20 protein-coding genes are annotated in these 17,638 nt (G+C 38.3%); 19 read left to right on the top strand and 1 reads right to left on the bottom strand.

Features of this window, described 5'->3' with window-relative positions:
* The first annotated feature begins 241 nt into the window (after nt 1–241).
* The 14 genes from upp (at nt 242) to U860_RS0100990 (ending at nt 10,543) form a co-directional block, all read left to right on the top strand.
* Nucleotides 242–871, top strand: a complete 630-nt coding sequence (gene upp / locus U860_RS0100925) for a uracil phosphoribosyltransferase (protein ID WP_000517539.1) — start codon at nt 242–244, stop codon at nt 869–871.
* 376 nt (nt 872–1,247) lie between these two features.
* The gene (locus U860_RS0100930) at nt 1,248–1,361 is read left to right on the top strand and encodes a DUF4024 domain-containing protein (protein ID WP_000232962.1); all 114 of its coding nucleotides are present in this window, start codon (nt 1,248–1,250) and stop codon (nt 1,359–1,361) included.
* 26 nt (nt 1,362–1,387) lie between these two features.
* On the top strand, nt 1,388–1,612 hold the full coding sequence (locus U860_RS0100935; RefSeq protein ID WP_001171223.1) for an AtpZ/AtpI family protein: 225 nt from the start codon (nt 1,388–1,390) through the stop codon (nt 1,610–1,612).
* Nucleotides 1,612–2,004, top strand: coding sequence for an ATP synthase subunit I (locus U860_RS0100940; RefSeq protein WP_002174351.1), 393 nt, complete (start codon nt 1,612–1,614; stop codon nt 2,002–2,004). Before U860_RS0100935 ends, U860_RS0100940 begins: the two co-directional genes overlap by 1 nt.
* Before the next feature lie 7 nt (nt 2,005–2,011).
* Nucleotides 2,012–2,731 carry a F0F1 ATP synthase subunit A gene (gene atpB, locus U860_RS0100945; RefSeq protein WP_002174350.1) on the top strand — a complete coding sequence of 240 codons (720 nt, stop codon included), beginning with the start codon at nt 2,012–2,014 and terminating at the stop codon, nt 2,729–2,731.
* A gap of 56 nt (nt 2,732–2,787) precedes the next feature.
* Complete coding sequence (gene atpE, locus U860_RS0100950; protein ID WP_000052064.1) at nt 2,788–3,006, top strand: F0F1 ATP synthase subunit C; 219 nt, start codon at nt 2,788–2,790, stop codon at nt 3,004–3,006.
* A 127-nt stretch (nt 3,007–3,133) separates the two neighbouring features.
* Nucleotides 3,134–3,640, top strand: coding sequence for a F0F1 ATP synthase subunit B (gene atpF / locus U860_RS0100955; protein ID WP_002174349.1), 507 nt, complete (start codon nt 3,134–3,136; stop codon nt 3,638–3,640).
* Nucleotides 3,637–4,179: a F0F1 ATP synthase subunit delta gene (atpH, locus tag U860_RS0100960; protein WP_025147047.1), complete on the top strand. Its 543-nt coding sequence runs from the start codon at nt 3,637–3,639 to the stop codon at nt 4,177–4,179. The genes atpF and atpH overlap by 4 nt, the downstream gene beginning before the upstream one ends.
* 11 nt (nt 4,180–4,190) lie before the next feature.
* Nucleotides 4,191–5,699 carry a F0F1 ATP synthase subunit alpha gene (gene atpA / locus U860_RS0100965; RefSeq protein WP_002174347.1) on the top strand — a complete coding sequence of 503 codons (1,509 nt, stop codon included), beginning with the start codon at nt 4,191–4,193 and terminating at the stop codon, nt 5,697–5,699.
* Between the two features lie 214 nt (nt 5,700–5,913).
* Nucleotides 5,914–6,774, top strand: coding sequence for a F0F1 ATP synthase subunit gamma (gene atpG, locus U860_RS0100970; protein WP_000157696.1), 861 nt, complete (start codon nt 5,914–5,916; stop codon nt 6,772–6,774).
* A gap of 238 nt (nt 6,775–7,012) precedes the next feature.
* A complete protein-coding gene (atpD, locus tag U860_RS0100975) occupies nt 7,013–8,422 on the top strand; it encodes a F0F1 ATP synthase subunit beta (RefSeq protein WP_025147048.1) in 1,410 nt (469 codons plus the stop codon).
* Between the two features lie 20 nt (nt 8,423–8,442).
* Nucleotides 8,443–8,844, top strand: a complete 402-nt coding sequence (gene atpC / locus U860_RS0100980; protein WP_025147049.1) for a F0F1 ATP synthase subunit epsilon — start codon at nt 8,443–8,445, stop codon at nt 8,842–8,844.
* A gap of 213 nt (nt 8,845–9,057) precedes the next feature.
* Nucleotides 9,058–9,843 (top strand): DUF975 family protein, encoded by a 786-nt coding sequence (locus U860_RS0100985; protein ID WP_025147050.1) that lies wholly within the window; start codon nt 9,058–9,060, stop codon nt 9,841–9,843.
* Between the two features lie 46 nt (nt 9,844–9,889).
* Nucleotides 9,890–10,543, top strand: coding sequence for a DUF975 family protein (locus U860_RS0100990; RefSeq protein ID WP_025147051.1), 654 nt, complete (start codon nt 9,890–9,892; stop codon nt 10,541–10,543).
* Between the two features lie 16 nt (nt 10,544–10,559).
* On the opposite strand, the gene U860_RS0100995 is transcribed toward U860_RS0100990, so the two are convergent.
* Nucleotides 10,560–13,289 carry an EAL domain-containing protein gene (locus U860_RS0100995; protein ID WP_025147052.1) on the bottom strand — a complete coding sequence of 910 codons (2,730 nt, stop codon included), beginning with the start codon at nt 13,287–13,289 and terminating at the stop codon, nt 10,560–10,562.
* A 306-nt stretch (nt 13,290–13,595) separates the two neighbouring features.
* On the opposite strand from U860_RS0100995, the gene nuoA reads away from it, so the two are divergent.
* Genes nuoA through nuoH form a run of 5 tightly spaced genes read left to right on the top strand, consistent with a single transcriptional unit; the run spans nt 13,596 to nt 17,624 of the window.
* Nucleotides 13,596–13,964 carry an NADH-quinone oxidoreductase subunit NuoA gene (gene nuoA, locus U860_RS0101000; protein ID WP_000179270.1) on the top strand — a complete coding sequence of 123 codons (369 nt, stop codon included), beginning with the start codon at nt 13,596–13,598 and terminating at the stop codon, nt 13,962–13,964.
* Nucleotides 13,955–14,473: an NADH-quinone oxidoreductase subunit NuoB gene (nuoB, locus tag U860_RS0101005; RefSeq protein ID WP_000236333.1), complete on the top strand. Its 519-nt coding sequence runs from the start codon at nt 13,955–13,957 to the stop codon at nt 14,471–14,473. Before nuoA ends, nuoB begins: the two co-directional genes overlap by 10 nt.
* Nucleotides 14,470–15,519, top strand: a complete 1,050-nt coding sequence (locus U860_RS0101010; RefSeq protein WP_025147053.1) for an NADH-quinone oxidoreductase subunit C — start codon at nt 14,470–14,472, stop codon at nt 15,517–15,519. Before nuoB ends, U860_RS0101010 begins: the two co-directional genes overlap by 4 nt.
* A gap of 3 nt (nt 15,520–15,522) precedes the next feature.
* Nucleotides 15,523–16,623 carry an NADH-quinone oxidoreductase subunit NuoD gene (gene nuoD, locus U860_RS0101015; RefSeq protein ID WP_025147054.1) on the top strand — a complete coding sequence of 367 codons (1,101 nt, stop codon included), beginning with the start codon at nt 15,523–15,525 and terminating at the stop codon, nt 16,621–16,623.
* Nucleotides 16,623–17,624 carry an NADH-quinone oxidoreductase subunit NuoH gene (nuoH, locus tag U860_RS0101020; protein ID WP_002174337.1) on the top strand — a complete coding sequence of 334 codons (1,002 nt, stop codon included), beginning with the start codon at nt 16,623–16,625 and terminating at the stop codon, nt 17,622–17,624. The genes nuoD and nuoH overlap by 1 nt, the downstream gene beginning before the upstream one ends.
* Nucleotides 17,625–17,638: the final 14 nt, after the last annotated feature.

The following is a 17,638-nucleotide window of genomic DNA, read 5'->3' on the forward strand; positions in this document are numbered from 1 at the left end:
TTGGCAGTCTTTTTTTGAGAACATATATTGTTTTTAAAGTATGTATACAAATGATGAATAAATTTTGGCGATATAATGAAGGATACAGCTCCCATAATTGGTAAAGATACTAGATAGATTCATTCTAATTCACGATTTTACCAAATTTGCCCTTGAATATTAGTAGCGTTTTCTTTACAATCGTAAATAGTGCAAAAAAGCGTGTGAAAACGCATGAATATCATCTAAAGGAGAGATTCACATGGGAAAACTGTATGTATTTGATCACCCGTTAATTCAACATAAGATTACATATATTCGCGATAAGAATACAGGTACGAAAGATTTTCGTGAATTAGTGGACGAAGTAGCAAGCTTAATGGCTTTCGAAATTACTCGCGACCTTCCACTTAAAGACATTGAAATTGAAACACCTGTAAGCAAAGCGACAACAAAAGTAATCGCTGGTAAAAAACTTGGTTTAATTCCGATTTTACGTGCAGGTTTAGGAATGGTTGATGGAATTCTGAAATTAATTCCAGCAGCAAAAGTAGGACACGTTGGTTTATACCGTGACCCTAAAACATTGCAACCGGTAGAATACTATGTGAAACTTCCAACGGATGTAGAAGAGCGTGACTTTATCGTACTAGATCCGATGTTAGCTACAGGTGGTTCTGCAGCTGAAGCAATTAATTCTCTGAAAAAGCGCGGTGCGAAACAAATTAAATTAATGTGTATCGTAGCTGCTCCAGAAGGAGTAAAGGTAGTACAAGAAGAGCATCCTGATGTTGATATTTATGTAGCAGCATTAGATGAAAAATTAAATGACCATGGTTATGTAGTTCCAGGTCTTGGTGATGCTGGTGACCGTTTATTCGGAACGAAGTAAGACAACAGACGAGAGGGGGGTTCCCCTTTCGTCTTTTTTTGTACCGTAAATGTGCGGGGGAGGGGGAGATAAATATACAGGGTATATACAACATAAGTTGCATACACATCACATATAATATAGAAGTCTTACGTCTAGAGAACACTATATTATGGAAGGAAAGCATTATATCTTAAAAATATAATAGTGACAAAGTTGTGAACATTTTCTTCTATTATAAAGAGAAAACTGCTAGAAATCGCATATCTCTAACCAGTATTTAGAAGGGGAACGTTTTCATTTTTGGGAGGAAATGACTAATACTCAAATTTTTTGATTTTTTACGATTTCTCGTTGACACTGTTAATACCCTATTGTATGCTAACAACGGGGATAGATGGTAGGGCTTTCAGTGACAAAATTACATCTATTCCGTGACGAAAATGTAAACTTTTTATTTTGTATAGGATTTATGCAAAAAAATGAGTTATTATTAACACATCGTGAATGAGGGTTACATATTGGAGGGATGAATCCTTGCAAAAAAACGATCGCAGCCATATAAAAGCTTATGCTTTAATGTCAGGAATTCTTGCTCAGTTAGTCGGTTCTATTCTTGTTGGAATCTTTGGTGGGCAATGGATTGATAATAAGGTTGGAACGTTTCCATTGTTTCTTATTATAGGGTTATTACTCGGGTTAGGAACAGGGGTATACGCAATGATTCGACTCATTCGACATTACTATTCGGGAGAGCAATGATGATAGACGTACATGGACTTGTCCAAAGACAAAAGAAATATATGTACTACTTGCTTGCGCTTCTAGTGCTAGGATGGGGATTTACCTCTTACAAGGATGTATTTCTTGGGCTGATTATCGGGACGATTTTCAGTTTTCTTAGTTTGCGCATCATTGCACGTAGAACAGACAAGCTACTAGATCGCGTAACAAAGGGAGAAAACGTGAAGTTTAAGGCGACAGCGGTAAGTACATATTCAAGATTCGCCACGATTGGGTTATTAATTTTATTTGCAGCCAAATATCAAGAGTTAATTGCGATGTGGGGCTTAGGTGTAGGATTGCTGACAGGATATCTTGTCATGATCATAGATTTTCTTTATTTAGAGTATAAGAGCAGGGAAGAGAGGTGAATTACTAGTGGAACACGGTAAATTAGTTGAATTTCTAGGTTTAACGTTCGATTTGTCATCAGTTATGATGGTTACTGTAGCAGCAGTTATTGTTTTCTTAATCGCTGTTATCGGAACTCGCAGCTTAGCTCTTCGCCCAACAGGAATGCAAAACTTCATGGAATGGGTGTTTGACTTCGTGAAAGGGATTATCAATAGTACGATGGACTGGAAAACAGGTGGACGTTTCTTAACGCTTGGCGTTACGCTTATCATGTTTATCTTCGTATCGAACTTCCTTGGTTTACCATTCATGTATTCAGCAGTTGAAGCTGGCGAACATATTGCATGGTGGAAATCACCAACGTCTGATCCAGCAGTTACATTAACATTAGCCGTGATGGTAGTTACCCTCACCCATTATTATGGAATTAAGATGAAGGGTACGAAAGAATACGTTAAAGGTTATTTCCAACCTATGAAATTCTTATTCCCATTAAAGGTTATTGAGGAGTTTGCTAACACATTAACGTTAGGTCTTCGTTTATTTGGTAACATTTACGCGGGTGAAATCTTATTAGGATTACTTGCTAAGTTAGGTGGAGCATCGTTCCTTGGTGCATTAGGTGCACTTGTACCGATGTTAGCATGGATGGGATTCAGTGTATTCGTTGGTTCAATCCAGGCGTTTATTTTCGTAATGTTAACGATGGTTTATATGGCTCATAAAGTAAGCCATGACCATTAATATAATTTAAGTAAGAAAAAATTTATTTTTTTATAATACAAAGGAGGACAAATTAAATGAGTTTAGGTGTAATCGCAGCTGCAATTGCAATTGGTTTATCAGCATTAGGTGCAGGTATTGGTAACGGTCTTATCGTATCACGTACAATCGAAGGTGTTGCTCGTCAACCAGAATTAAAAGGCGCACTTCAAACAATTATGTTCATCGGGGTTGCTTTAGTTGAGGCACTTCCAATCATCGGTGTAGTTATTGCATTCATCGTAATGAACAAATAAGGGAGACTCCCCTTACATAGATGGCGAAGAGTGTTTTTCCGAACTTTCTTCGCCATTGCTTTATGAACGAAATATATGTCTTTTTTTCATATAGTCAATTTAGAAATCTCGAAGGGAGTGAATCCTTGTGCCAACTTTATTATTAGGAGCTGCCATTCCGTATGGAACGATTGCTTATACACTATTCGTGTTCCTAGTTTTATTAGTAATGTTACGCAAATTTGCGTGGGGTCCTTTAATGGGCATTATGAAAGAACGTGAAGAGCATGTTACTAATGAAATCGATGCTGCTGAAAGAAGTAATGCAGAAGCGAAAAAATTAGTAGAAGAACAACGTGAAATGTTAAAACAATCACGTGTTGAAGCACAAGAGTTAATCGAAAGAGCGAAAAAGCAAGCTGTAGATCAAAAAGATGTTATTGTTGCTGCTGCGAAAGAAGAAGCAGAATCAATTAAAGCATCTGCTGTACAAGAAATTCAACGCGAAAAAGAGCAAGCGATTGCTGCTTTACAAGAACAAGTCGCTTCTTTATCTGTTCAAATTGCTTCTAAAGTAATTGAAAAAGAATTAAAAGAAGAAGATCAAGTGAAGTTAATTCGCGATTATATTAAAGAAGTAGGAGAAGCGCGATGAGCAATGGGATTGTAGCAAAACGTTATGCTGTCGCTCTTTTTAAAATTGCAAAAGAAAAACACGTATTAGAAATGTTTGAAGAGGAATTACGCCTTGTACAAAACGTTTATGTAAAGAACGGAGAACTACATAGCTTTTTAACGCAACCGAACATTTCAAAAGAGCAGAAGAAAACGTTTCTTGCAAACGTATTCGGATCTGTTTCTGAGTCTATTTTAAATACGTTATACATTTTAATTGATAACAAGCGCATTGATATCTTACCTGAAATTGCAGATGAATATGTTGTTTTTGCTAATGAAGAACGTAACGTAGCGGATGCAACTGTATATTCTATTCGTCTTCTATCAGAAGAAGAGAAGCTTAACATTGCAGAAGCATTTGCAAAAAGAACGGGAAAAGACGCAATTCGCGTGAAAAATGTTGTAGATGAAGATTTACTAGGCGGCATTAAAGTACGTATTGGAAATCGCATTTATGACGGAAGTTTACAAGGAAAATTAGCACGTATTCAGCGTGAATTAATGAAGAATAGATAGGGGTGAAGCACATGAGCATCAGAGCTGAAGAAATTAGCGCACTGATAAAGCAACAAATCGAGAACTACCAGTCTGAAATCGAAGTTAGTGATGTTGGTACAGTTATCCAAGTTGGTGACGGTATCGCGCGTGCTCATGGTCTTGATAACGTTATGGCTGGTGAACTTGTAGAGTTCTCTAACGGCGTTATGGGACTAGCACAAAACTTAGAAGAAAACAACGTAGGTATCATTATCTTAGGACCTTACACAGAAATCCGTGAAGGTGACGAAGTTCGTCGTACTGGTCGCATCATGCAAGTACCAGTAGGAAAAGAACTAATCGGTCGTGTTGTAAACCCATTAGGTCAACCAGTTGATGGTTTAGGCCCAATCAATACAACAAACACTCGTCCAATCGAAAGTCCAGCACCAGGTGTAATGGATCGTAAATCTGTTCATGAGCCACTTCAAACAGGTATTAAAGCGATCGATGCTCTTGTACCAATTGGCCGTGGTCAACGTGAGTTAATCATTGGTGACCGTCAAACAGGTAAAACAGCAGTTGCACTTGATACAATCATTAACCAAAAAGATGAAGATATGATTTGTATCTATGTAGCTATCGGACAAAAAGAATCAACTGTACGTAACGTAGTAGAAACACTACGTAAGCACGGTGCATTAGATTACACAATCGTTGTAACAGCATCAGCTTCTCAACCAGCTCCATTATTATACCTAGCTGCTTATGCTGGTGTAACAATGGGTGAAGAGTTCATGTACAATGGTAAACACGTATTAGTAGTATATGATGACTTATCAAAACAAGCGGCAGCTTACCGTGAGCTTTCATTACTATTACGTCGTCCTCCAGGTCGTGAAGCATATCCAGGGGATGTATTCTACTTACATTCTCGTTTATTAGAGCGTGCAGCAAAATTAAGTGATGCAAGAGGCGGCGGTTCTTTAACTGCACTACCTTTCATCGAAACACAAGCAGGGGACGTATCAGCTTATATCCCAACAAACGTAATTTCTATTACGGACGGACAGATCTTCTTACAATCTGACTTATTCTTCTCTGGTGTACGTCCAGCGATTGATGCAGGTACTTCTGTATCTCGTGTTGGTGGATCTGCTCAGATTAAAGCAATGAGTAAAGTATCAGGTACACTTCGTCTTGACCTTGCATCTTATCGTGAGTTAGAAGCGTTCGCTCAGTTCGGTTCTGACCTTGATAAAGCAACACAAGCGAAATTAAACCGTGGTGCTCGTACAGTTGAAGTATTAAAACAAGGATTACACAAACCGTTACGTGTAGAGAAACAAGTTATCATTCTTTACGCTTTAACACGTGGATTCCTAGATGATATCCCAGTAGTAGATATCACTCGTTTCGAAGAAGAATTCCATGCTTGGTTAGATTCAAATGCAGCTGACTTATTAAGCGAAATCCGCACAACTAAGAAACTTGCGGATGACGACAAATTTGCAGCAGCAATTAACGGATTTAAAAAAGTATTCGTAGCTTCTGAGTAATAAATAAAAGCTCCAGCGGCTCTTTAGGGCCGCTGGAGCTAGATAATATAAAAAGGCAACTCAAGTTTTGAGATTGCTGACGGTTATGTAAAGGAAAAGAGTAGGTGTACCTATTCTTTTCCTTCAATCATGAGCAAGAATATCTTGCAACCTAGATTAGGAAGAGGATTCTTACTAATCGTGCCAACTTCCGGAAAAAAGGTGGTGAAAACCTGTGGCATCTTTACGCGATATAAAAGCGAAGATTAACTCGACAAAGAAAACGAGTCAAATTACGAAAGCGATGGAGATGGTATCTGCATCTAAGTTAAACCGTGCAGAGCAAAATGCTAAATCTTTCGTTCCGTATATGGAAAAGATTCAAGAAGTAGTAGCGAGCATTGCGCAAGGAAGTAAAGGGATTAATCATCCAATGCTAAATGCGCGTCCTGTAAAGCGTACAGGATACATCGTTATTACATCTGATCGCGGACTAGCAGGTGGTTATAACAGTAACGTATTACGTACAGTAAGTAACGTAATTCGTGAACGTCATAATATGGATTCAAACCAATATTCAATTATTGTGCTTGGACGACTAGGACGTGATTATTTAAAACGTCGCGGCTTTAACATCATTGATGAAGTAGTTGGACTATCTGACCACCCATCATTTACTGATATTAAAGATCTTGCTTCTCGAGCAATTGCGATGTTCGCAGATGGTGCTTATGATGAGCTGTATATTTACTACAATCATTATGTAAGTAAAATTTCACAAGAAGTAACGGAAAATAAAATTTTACCGCTTACGGATGTGGCGTCTGACAAACCGACGACAGCCTATGAATTCGAACCTTCTGAAGAAGAAATTTTAAAAGTATTATTGCCACAATACGCAGAAAGCTTAGTGTACGGTGCATTACTAGACGGTAAAGCAAGTGAGCACGCGGCGCGTATGACAGCAATGAAGAGTGCTACAGACAACGCAATGGAAGTTATCGATTCACTTACACTTTCATTCAACCGTGCGCGTCAAGCAGCGATTACGCAAGAGATTACGGAAATCGTTGGTGGAGCAGCAGCGTTAGAATAGTATTAAAAAGCGTAGGCGGTTTGTTCAGAATGAGAGGGGGATGGAGCTTTTGACGTAGAGGCGATTTGTGCCTCGTAGGAAAAAGCGAAGCCACCGAACATTCTAACCGCAGGAGCTAGATTTAATAAAAAGCGGAAGCGGTTCTTTCAGGAGAACCGCGTAAGCTAAACTAATAAAAATTAAAAGCCGACTTCTCTTAGAAAGTGGGCTAATTAAAAGAAAGCTAGGAGGGAACCCGATGAATAAAGGGCGCGTTACGCAAATCATGGGTCCGGTTGTAGACGTTAAGTTTGATGGCGGAAAGCTACCAGAAATCTACAACGCCCTTACGGTAAAACAAAGCAACGAAAACGGAGCAAACATTAACTTAACATTTGAAGTTGCACTTCATTTAGGTGATGATACAGTTCGTACAGTTGCGATGTCTTCCACAGATGGACTTGTTCGTGGCACAGAAGTAGAAGATACTGGTAAAGCAATCTCTGTACCAGTTGGTGATGTAACACTTGGTCGTGTATTCAACGTATTAGGTGATGCAATTGACTTAGATGGTGAAGTTCCTGCGGATGTACATCGTGATCCAATTCACCGTCAAGCACCTGCATTCGAAGAATTATCTACTAAAGTAGAAATTCTTGAAACTGGTATTAAAGTAGTAGACTTACTTGCTCCTTATATTAAGGGTGGTAAGATCGGTCTATTCGGTGGTGCCGGTGTAGGTAAAACAGTATTAATTCAGGAATTAATTAACAACATCGCACAAGAACACGGTGGTATCTCTGTATTCGCCGGTGTAGGTGAGCGTACTCGTGAAGGTAACGACTTATACCACGAAATGAGCGATTCTGGCGTAATTAAGAAAACTGCGATGGTATTCGGACAAATGAACGAGCCACCTGGAGCACGTCAACGTGTTGCATTAACAGGTTTAACAATGGCTGAGCATTTCCGTGATGAGCAAGGACAAGACGTACTACTGTTCATCGATAACATCTTCCGTTTCACGCAAGCAGGTTCTGAAGTATCTGCCCTTCTTGGTCGTATGCCATCTGCGGTAGGTTACCAGCCAACACTTGCAACAGAAATGGGTCAATTACAAGAGCGTATTACATCTACAAATAAAGGGTCTATCACGTCTATCCAAGCGGTATATGTACCAGCCGATGACTATACTGACCCAGCACCAGCTACAACGTTCGCTCACTTAGATGCAACAACAAACTTAGAGCGTCGTTTAACACAAATGGGTATTTACCCAGCCGTAGATCCATTAGCATCTACATCTCGTGCACTTTCTCCAGAAATCGTAGGAGAAGAGCATTATGAAGTAGCTCGTCAAGTACAGCAAACTTTACAGCGTTATAAAGAGCTTCAAGATATCATCGCTATCTTAGGTATGGATGAGTTATCTGAAGAAGATAAGTTAGTTGTACATCGTGCTCGTCGTATTCAATTCTTCTTATCACAAAACTTCCACGTAGCGGAGCAGTTTACAGGTCAAAAAGGTTCTTACGTACCTGTAAAAAATACAGTTAGTGGTTTCAAAGAAATTCTAGAAGGAAAATATGATGACCTTCCAGAAGATGCATTCCGTCTTGTTGGTAGCATTGAAGAAGTTATTGAAAACGCGAAGAAAATGATGGCGTAAGGCCTTAGGAGGGACGAATTATGAAGACATTTCCAGTCAGTATTGTAACTCCTGATGGACCGGTTTACGAAAAAGAAGTAGAAATGGTAAGTGTAAAAGCAGAGAGTGGGGAAATGGGGATCTTACCAGGTCACATTCCGACTGTTGCACCATTAAAAATTAGTGCAGTTCGTCTGAAAAATGGTGGACACACTGATTATGTAGCAGTAAGCGGTGGCTTTATCGAAGTTCGTCCAGATAAAGTAACTGTATTATCACCATCTGCTGAAGAAGCAAACCATATCGATATCCATCGTGCAAATGAAGCGAAGCGTCGTGCTGAGCAACGTATGCAAGATAAACAAGCACATGTTGACTTTAGACGTGCAGAAATGGCTTTGCAGCGTGCTGTGAACCGTTTAAACGTTTCCGATATGAAGTAAAAAAACGTAAAGGCCTCGCCTTTACGTTTTTTTTTATGGATATAAATGAAAAGAACTGCAGGTTAGTTTTTTGTTATGTATAGCTGTGTTCTACTTAAATGTCGAAAATGAATTAAACAGATAGAATAAACTAACAAAATTGGTATAATTATATTACTGTTGGTATAAGTAGAGAATATACGGCAATTTATATTTTATAAAGGGGATGAATTAATGATCGGGGAAATGAAACAAGAAGCATTGCACTCTTTAAAGGGAAAATGGGGACTAGGTGTTGGATCAACGATTTTATATTTTATTTTAAGTTATGTTGTTGCACTGGCTTCAATGCTTATACTTTTAATTCCAGGCCTTATTATATTTTTTGTAATTTCTGGTTTAACTGGTTCATTTGAAGAGGAAACACTTTCAATTGGGGCAGGTATTACATTTGGAATTTTGTATTGCATAATGATGATTTTGAGTAATGCATCTTATGGTATTACATCATACGGTTATACGAATGTATTGCTACAAATTAGTAAAAGAGACGATGCTAGAGTAGATTATTTATTTGAAGGTTTTCGTGGCTTTAAAAGAATGATGAAAACAATGTGGGCTATGCTTGCGATTTTATTATATATAGGTACGTGGATTCCGATGCTATTAATAGGTTTATTCGCGTTTTTGGGTGAGGAAGGGAATGTATCGTTAACAATTGCTTTCTTCGTATTATTAGCTATTTCGGTCGTTGTAATGATTGTGGCGTATTTTTCTTATGCGATGACATATTATGTTATGATTGAAAATCCAGATTATAGCGTTTCACAGGCGATGAAAGAAAGTAAGAACCTCATGAAGGGACATAAGCTAGATCTATTTCTTTTATGGCTTAGCTTCATAGGATGGGCTATCTTAGCGATGCTTACACTTGGAATAGGATTTCTTTGGCTTAGTCCATATATGGGTACAACGACAGCGCATTTTTATCGCTACATTTCAAAAGGTGAATTGCAGTAGGAACGTGCTATACTAATAGAATTATTACGTATAGGAGGCTCTAATTATGATTAGTGATTTAAAAGGAGAAGCACTAGATTCTCTAGAAGGAAAATGGGGATTAGGCGTAGGGGCTACATTACTTATATGGGTTCTTACATCAGCTTTTGGTTTTATTATCCAGTTTGTTTTTTCGCAAGCGTGGGGCTGGGAAGAAGCGAATACATCACTTTCGCTAGACATTATTACAATGTTTCTGGTTGGTCCATTGACGCTAGGAGGCTATTATTTAGCACTACATATCATTCGTGAAAAAGAAGTTCGTATTGGACAGCTATTCAGATGGTTTACAGAAGGTAATAAATTTATAAAGTCATTTTTAGTATATTTGTTGGTCAATATTTATCTTATTTTATGGTCTTTACTTTTCATTATTCCAGGCATTATTAAATCGTTCTCTTATGCGATGACGTATTTTATTTTAAATGATCATCCTGAGTATTCAATGAACCAAGCCATTACAGAAAGCCGTCGTATGATGAATGGGCATAAAATGGAGTATTTCATATTATGTTTAAGTTTTATTGGTTGGTTTATATTAAGTGTTATTACAATAGGAATTGGATTCTTATGGTTAACTCCATATTTTTATACAACGAAAGCAGCGTTTTATAAAGAAATTGCAGAAGAATACTATGAGAAAAAAACTCCTGTACTATAAAAGCACCCAGTGTGAATTAATTATTCATACTGGGTGTTTTTTGTAGAAATTTTATAAACTGTTTACTGTCTAACGGTTTACTGAAATAGTAACCTTGCATATATATACAGTTATTTTTTTGTAAAAATTTAAGTTGTTTTTCTGTTTCAATTCCTTCGGCAACGACGGAGAGGTTTAAAGTGTTTGCAAGAGAGAGAATGGTTGAAACAATGGCCCCTTCCTCGGCCCGATGATCGGCTAGTTGTGTAAATTCTCTTGGCACTTTTAATGTATCGATAGGGAAAATCGACAAATATGCAAGAGAAGAGTACCCGGTACCGAAGTCATCAATAGATGTTTGAATGCCATACTCTTTTAATTGTTTTAGTCTTAATAACGTTTCTTTTTCATCAATCATTGCAATTCGTTCTGTTAATTCAAGTGTTACATATTTAGGATCAACACCAACGTTTTTTAGTATGTGTGCAATATTCTGGAGTAACTGATCTTGTTGAAACTCTTTTGCTGATAAGTTAACGCTCATCTTTAAATCTTTGTAGCCAAGGGTTTGCCATAGTTTTAGTTGGCGGCAAGACTCTCGTAACACCCAATGACCGAGCGGTATGACTTGCGGAGTCTCTTCGACAATTGGAACGAACTCACACGGTGAAATTTCACCTAAAAGAGGATGCTTCCAGCGTATTAAAGCTTCGGCACCAATGACCTTATTCGTTGTAATATCAACTTGTGGTTGATAGACGAGAAAGAATGCTTTATTTACTAAAGCGAGTGGTAAATCTTTTTCGATTCGGGCTTTTCGTTCCATTTTTTTATATAGTTCTTTTGTATAAAGCGAGCTACCATTCTTCCCTTTGTTTTTTGCTTCGTACATGGCCATATCAGCATGTTGCAAAATAGACAACGGATCTTCGCCTGCTTCAGGGTATATGGCAATCCCGATACTTGACGAGATTTGTAAATGTTGATTTTCAATTTCGAATGGTTCATTCATAGATACTACAATCATATCAGCTATTTTTTGTACATCTTTATCTTTTTTATAATCTTCTATTAGAATTGTGAACTCATCCCCAGCTAACCGAGCAAGTTTCATATTGGGTGTCGATATTCGTTCTAGCCTTTTTGCTACAGCAATTAAAAGTAGGTCTCCTATTCGATGGCCGAGAGTATCGTTAATAACTTTAAAGCGGTCTAAATCGAGAAACATAACAGCGAAAGGCCTTTTTGATGTTTTTGCTCGTATAATTGCTTTTTCCAATTGTTGATGAAACGAACGGCGATTTGCAAGTTCAGTTAATATGTCATGATATGCTAGGAAATTAATTTGTTCTTGTTGCTGCTTAGTTTCTGTAATATCTTTAATCATTAAATAAACTCCAGAAATATGTTCCTTTAAAAAGATGGGAACAGCTGTCACATTCAAGTAGTAAATATCTCTATTTTTATGATATGCCCGTATTTCTAAAGAAATAGATTCCCCTTTTTTTACGTGATGAAAGGCAGTAATGATTTCTTCCAAATCTTCTTCATACATAAGTGAGTAGTATGGCTGATTTAATAATTCATTCGTTTGATAACCGAGTAAAGTAGCTCCAGCGTTGTTTACATTAAGAAAATTACCGTATAAATCTAATGTGAAAATTGGGTCTGGATGATGTTCGTATAAAGATTTGAACATTTGCTGATTATGATATAACTCATTTTTTTGTTCTACTAAATCTTCTGTACGTAGTTCAATTTGCTTCTCGAGTTCCGAATTGAACTGCATTTGTGCTAGTAATAATACTTTATTTTGTCTTCGAACTAACATATGGCGTATGAGAACGAAGAAGAAAGTTAACATAAGCCCAATTACTACAATAGGTGCAAAAACGTTTTCGGCTAATATAAAAATAATAAGTGCCACTACAGAAATATACGGTAACGATAATCGGATTGATTCACCAACTTGAGGCGTTAGTAGTACTTGTTCTTGTTTCTCAGGCTCTTTTGTATGAAGTATACAAGCGATTGCTACCATTACTAAGGTCACTTGATATAACGGAGCAACGGTGAACATAGAGTATTCTGGTATGAAGTATTTTATATAAGCATAAATAGCGTCCGTAGTAGCATACAAAATTAAAGAACTACTGAGAAGAGCTCCAACCGGTTTTGGTAATAGAGCTAGTGGTCGAAATAAAAGGTTGATTCCTATTAAAAGGAAGAGCAAATCAGCCATTGGATAAGTGAGTTGAACAAATATGTCGATATATGACGTTGTAAAAATATGAATGGTCCGTTCAATGAGCAAATAGTAACTTAAAGTAAATTGAGCCGTAACAATAATGCAAATATCACATATCGTAAAAAGCTGTTCCAATAAGTCTCGGTTATAAATAATTTCATATAGAAAGGCAAATGCAAAACTAATTAAAAATAATATGTAAAAAAAGTCGGATGGATCAACGAATGTAAAGTAATCATGCAAAATTAAGCGTTGATAAGTAACTACTATATCACCGATGAAATAAGAGAAGGATCCGATAGTTAATATTATCCAAAACAAACGAGATAACCCTTGTTTTATATTCGAAAAATAAAATATATAACTGCAAGTTGTAATATCAATTAATATGGTACTTATTCCAGTTAATATTTGAAATGGAAGTGAATATTCATATAAAAAGGACATTGATACGTAATGAATAGCTATATACAACAATGAAATGCTTATAAGAATACTTACATGTGTTTGTTTTTTCATCTATATCACCCACTGTATATACAAATAAACCACCTTTTGTATTTTATGTTTTTTAGGATTGTTTGCAAAACATATATCATTTCTATGTTTATTTTACACATTTATAATGAGTTGTAATAATAGATTTTCTTAGTAATTATTAATTGTTGTTTCTGTTCCCAATATATCGACATAGGAATTTGAAGTTTGCTATAATGATTAAAATAGTTGCATTATTTAGAAAAATTTAAAAATAATAAATGATGCAAGTAAGACATATTGTTTACTATGTGAACTTGTTCTTAATTCAGGGGGGAGGGTTTCACAATGGCAAGTGTATATGAAAATAGTTATATGATCGTTTTGATTTTCTTGCTATTAGGTATATTGCTGCCGGTAGTGGCTCTTACATTAGGAAAAATGCTGCGTCCAAATAAACCGAGTGCAGCGAAAGCAACGACGTATGAGAGTGGAATTGAGCCTTTTCATGATGCGAATATTCGGTTTCATGCTCGTTATTATATTTTCGCTTTATTGTTTGTCATCTTTGATGTAGAAACTTTATTTTTATATCCATGGGCTGTTGCATATGACAAGCTTGGCTTATTTGCACTGATTGAAATGCTCATTTTTGTTGTGATGTTGTTGGTTGGATTAGCGTATGCTTGGAAAAAGAAGGTGCTACAATGGTTATAAATTTTGAGGAATTACACCCACAGGAGCGGGCGGAATTAGAAAGGAATATCTTTTTTTCTACATTGGAACAGTTGAAGGGATGGGCACGGAGCAACTCTTTATGGCCGATGACATTTGGACTGGCATGCTGTGCAATTGAAATGATGGGAGTAGGTTCATCGCATTACGATTTAGATCGATTTGGGTCCTTCTTTCGGACTTCACCAAGGCAATCGGATGTCATGATTGTGTCAGGAACAGTAACAAAGAAAATGGCTCCTATTGTTCGTCGTTTATATGATCAAATGCCTGAGCCGAAGTGGGTAATTGCCATGGGCTCTTGTGCAACAGCTGGTGGTCCGTATGTGAATTCGTATGCTGTTGTGAAGGGCGTAGATCAAATCGTACCAGTTGATGTGTATATTCCAGGATGTCCTCCGAACCCTGCAGCTTTAATTTATGGAATCAATAAATTGAAAGAGAAAATTCGTTACGAGGCGAAGACTGGGAAGCAGGTGACGAATAAATGAGTGATCCAAATAAAGATTTAGAGGATATGAAAAGAGAGGCAGCTAGACATGCGAAAGAGGAGGCCCGAAAACGACTGGCCGTGAAGCATGGCGAAGAAATGTCTAAACTTGAAGGAGAATATCGAGAAAAAGAGAAAGCGCTACCAAAAGATAGGGAGATTGATGTAGAAGAAGCGAAACGTCTAGCCGCAGCAGCCGCAAAAGCGAAAGCAGCGGCATTGGCGAAGCAGAAGAGAGAAGGAAACGAAGAAGTACCAGACGAAGAAAAAGCCAAAGCGAAGGCGAAAGCCGCAGCAGCCGCAAAAGCGAAAGTAGCGGCGTTAGCGAAGCAGAAGAGAGAAGGAAACGAAGAAGTACCAGACGAAGAAAAAGCCAAAGCGAAGGCGAAAGCTGTAGCAGCCGCAAAAGCGAAAGCAGCGGCGTTAACGAAGCAGAAAGCCTCACAAGGTGATGGGGATTCTGGAGATGAAAAAGCAAAGGCCATTGCAGCAGCGAAAGCGGCTGCAGCTGCAAGAGCAAAGGGAGCTGTAAGTAAGAAGGAAGATGAAGCGAAGCAGGAAGAACCGTCAATTAACCAGCCATATTTAAATCGCTATGTGGAGGTTGTTAAGGAGAAGGTAGGAGAATATACATTAGCAGATTCCTATATTAATAAGCTTTCAAAAGATGTTCCAACTCTTGTGGCGGAGCCTTCTAAATATTATGAAGTGATGGAATTGCTAAGATTCCATGAGGGACTTGCTTTTGATTATATGTCAGAGCTACATGCGACGGATTTTGTGACACATATGGAAGTGTATGTTCATTTATTTTCATATGGAAAGAAACAGTCAGTAGCGGTGAAGGTAAAGCTGGATAGGGAGGCGCCGCAAGTAGAATCGGTCACGCCGCTTTGGAAAGGAGCGGATTGGCCGGAACGTGAAGCATATGATTTGCTCGGTATTATATTTAAAGGTCATCCTAATTTATCTCGTATTTTAATGCCGGATGATTGGGTAGGGTATCCGCTTAGGAAAGATTATGAACCGTATGATGTGGAGGTGTAGCTTATGATCCGTACGGAAGAAATGCTCTTAAATGTAGGGCCGCAGCACCCGAGTACGCATGGTGTGTTTCGGCTTGTAATTAAAATTGACGGGGAAATTATTAAAGAGGCTACACCGGTTATTGGATATTTGCATCGCGGGACGGAAAAGATTGCTGAGAGCCTGCAATATACGCAAATTATCCCGTATACAGATCGAATGGACTATCTATCAGCGATGACGAATAATTACGTCATTTGCCATGCTGTAGAGACGATGATGGGGCTTGAGATTCCAGAGCGTGCTGAATATTTACGGGTGCTTGCGATGGAGCTTGGGCGGGTTGCGAGTCATCTCGTTTGGTGGGGAACGAACCTTCTTGATATAGGAGCGGTTAGTCCATTTCTGTATGCGTTTCGTGAACGAGAAATGATTATTAATTTATTAAATGAATTGTGCGGTGCACGGCTTACTTTCAACTATATGAGGGTCGGCGGCGTGAAGTGGGATGCGCCGGACGGCTGGATTGAAAAGGTGAAAGAGTTTGTTCCGTATATGAGAGAGCAATTGGAAGGGTATCACGACCTTGTTAGCGGAAATGAAATTTTCCTAAATCGTGTGAAAGGCGTTGGTATATATAACGCGGAAGAGGCGATCTCATATTCTTTAAGCGGGGCGAATTTGCGGTGTACGGGAGTGAACTGGGATCTTCGCAAAGATGAGCCATACTCTATTTATGATCGTTTTGATTTTAATATTCCTGTTGGAAGCGTGGGTGATGCTTGGGATCGCTACGTTTGCCGGATGGAAGAAATTGAGGAGTCATTAAAAATTATTGAGCAAGCAGCTGAGCAGTTCCCGAAAGATGGAGCCGTCATAGCAAAAGTGCCGAAAATTATTAAAGCACCTAAGGGAGAAGCATTCGTCCGTATAGAATCGCCGCGGGGAGAGATTGGTTGCTATATTGCTAGTGATGGAAAGAAAGAGCCGTACCGCTTGAAATTTCGCAGACCGTCTTTTTATAATTTGCAAATTTTACCAAAATTATTGAAAGGTGAAAACATTGCCAATCTAATTACGATTTTAGGTGGGGTTGATATTGTACTTGGGGAGGTTGACGGCTAATGATTGAGACGCTCTTACAATCACCTTCAAGCTGGACGAATTTCTTCATTTTTTTTGGATTAGCGGTGCTTCTATTATTTGCAGTCCTTGGCTTCGTTACATACGGTATTTTGGCAGAACGGAAAGTAATGGGATTTATGCAAGGACGGATTGGACCAAACCAAGTGGGGGGCCGATTCGGTTTACTACAAACGGTAGCTGATGTTTTGAAACTATTATTAAAAGAAGATAGCATTCCGAAAGCCGCGGATAAACCGTTGTTTATATTAGCACCTGTTATTGCATTCGCACCAGCATTTATGGTACTTGCGGTTATCCCGTTTACTGATAAATTTCAGTTCGCGGATATTGGAGTAGGGTTACTTTATTACATTGCTGTTTCTGGAATTACGACGATTGGCGTCGTAACCGGGGGATGGGCATCAAATAATAAATATTCCCTTTTAGGAGGGATGCGTGCGGCGGCGCAAATGATTTCTTATGAGATTCCGCTTGTAATGAGTGTGATTGGCGTTGTTTTGTTAGCTGGTAGTCTTAATTTAAATGAGATTGTAGTGGCGCAGGAGAAGGTGTGGTACATTTTCGCGCAGCCGATCGGTTTCGTTGTTTTCTTAATTGCAGCAGTTGCAGAGTTAAATAGGACACCGTTTGATTTACCGGAAGCTGAGTCAGAACTTGTTTCTGGATACCATACGGAATACTCAGGTTTTCGCTGGGCATTTTTCATGCTTTCAGAGTATGTATATTTCTTCGGGATGGCATCTTTAATTACAGTACTTTTTTTAGGCGGATGGAACCCAGTTATGTTCCTCGGATTTATTCCAGGTGCTGTATGGTTTGCTTTGAAATTCAGCAGTGTGGTCTTTCTATTAATTTGGTTCCGCGTCACGTTTCCACGTATAAGAGGTGACCAGTTAATGGAGTTTGGCTGGAAAGTATTATTGCCAATCGCGCTTGCAAATATTTTCTTAACGGCATTGATTAAGGAGTTATTCTTCTAATCTATGAAGGGGGT

It is taken from the genome of Bacillus sp. H1a (assembly GCF_000633475.1).
Lineage (GTDB): Bacteria > Bacillota > Bacilli > Bacillales > Bacillaceae_G > Bacillus_A > Bacillus_A paramycoides.

What these genes read in the sequence shown, in the direction of transcription:
- upp (WP_000517539.1), top strand. Translation starts at nt 242, where the DNA reads ATGGGAAAACTGTATGTATTTGATCACCCGTTAATTCAACATAAGATT.
- U860_RS0100930 (WP_000232962.1), top strand. Translation starts at nt 1,248, where the DNA reads ATGGTAGGGCTTTCAGTGACAAAATTACATCTATTCCGTGACGAAAAT.
- U860_RS0100940 (WP_002174351.1), top strand. Translation starts at nt 1,612, where the DNA reads ATGATAGACGTACATGGACTTGTCCAAAGACAAAAGAAATATATGTAC.
- atpE (WP_000052064.1), top strand. Translation starts at nt 2,788, where the DNA reads ATGAGTTTAGGTGTAATCGCAGCTGCAATTGCAATTGGTTTATCAGCA.
- atpH (WP_025147047.1), top strand. Translation starts at nt 3,637, where the DNA reads ATGAGCAATGGGATTGTAGCAAAACGTTATGCTGTCGCTCTTTTTAAA.
- atpA (WP_002174347.1), top strand. Translation starts at nt 4,191, where the DNA reads ATGAGCATCAGAGCTGAAGAAATTAGCGCACTGATAAAGCAACAAATC.
- atpD (WP_025147048.1), top strand. Translation starts at nt 7,013, where the DNA reads ATGAATAAAGGGCGCGTTACGCAAATCATGGGTCCGGTTGTAGACGTT.
- atpC (WP_025147049.1), top strand. Translation starts at nt 8,443, where the DNA reads ATGAAGACATTTCCAGTCAGTATTGTAACTCCTGATGGACCGGTTTAC.
- U860_RS0100985 (WP_025147050.1), top strand. Translation starts at nt 9,058, where the DNA reads ATGATCGGGGAAATGAAACAAGAAGCATTGCACTCTTTAAAGGGAAAA.
- U860_RS0100990 (WP_025147051.1), top strand. Translation starts at nt 9,890, where the DNA reads ATGATTAGTGATTTAAAAGGAGAAGCACTAGATTCTCTAGAAGGAAAA.
- U860_RS0100995 (WP_025147052.1), bottom strand. Translation starts at nt 13,289, where the DNA reads ATGAAAAAACAAACACATGTAAGTATTCTTATAAGCATTTCATTGTTG.
- nuoA (WP_000179270.1), top strand. Translation starts at nt 13,596, where the DNA reads ATGGCAAGTGTATATGAAAATAGTTATATGATCGTTTTGATTTTCTTG.
- nuoB (WP_000236333.1), top strand. Translation starts at nt 13,955, where the DNA reads ATGGTTATAAATTTTGAGGAATTACACCCACAGGAGCGGGCGGAATTA.
- U860_RS0101010 (WP_025147053.1), top strand. Translation starts at nt 14,470, where the DNA reads ATGAGTGATCCAAATAAAGATTTAGAGGATATGAAAAGAGAGGCAGCT.
- nuoD (WP_025147054.1), top strand. Translation starts at nt 15,523, where the DNA reads ATGATCCGTACGGAAGAAATGCTCTTAAATGTAGGGCCGCAGCACCCG.
- nuoH (WP_002174337.1), top strand. Translation starts at nt 16,623, where the DNA reads ATGATTGAGACGCTCTTACAATCACCTTCAAGCTGGACGAATTTCTTC.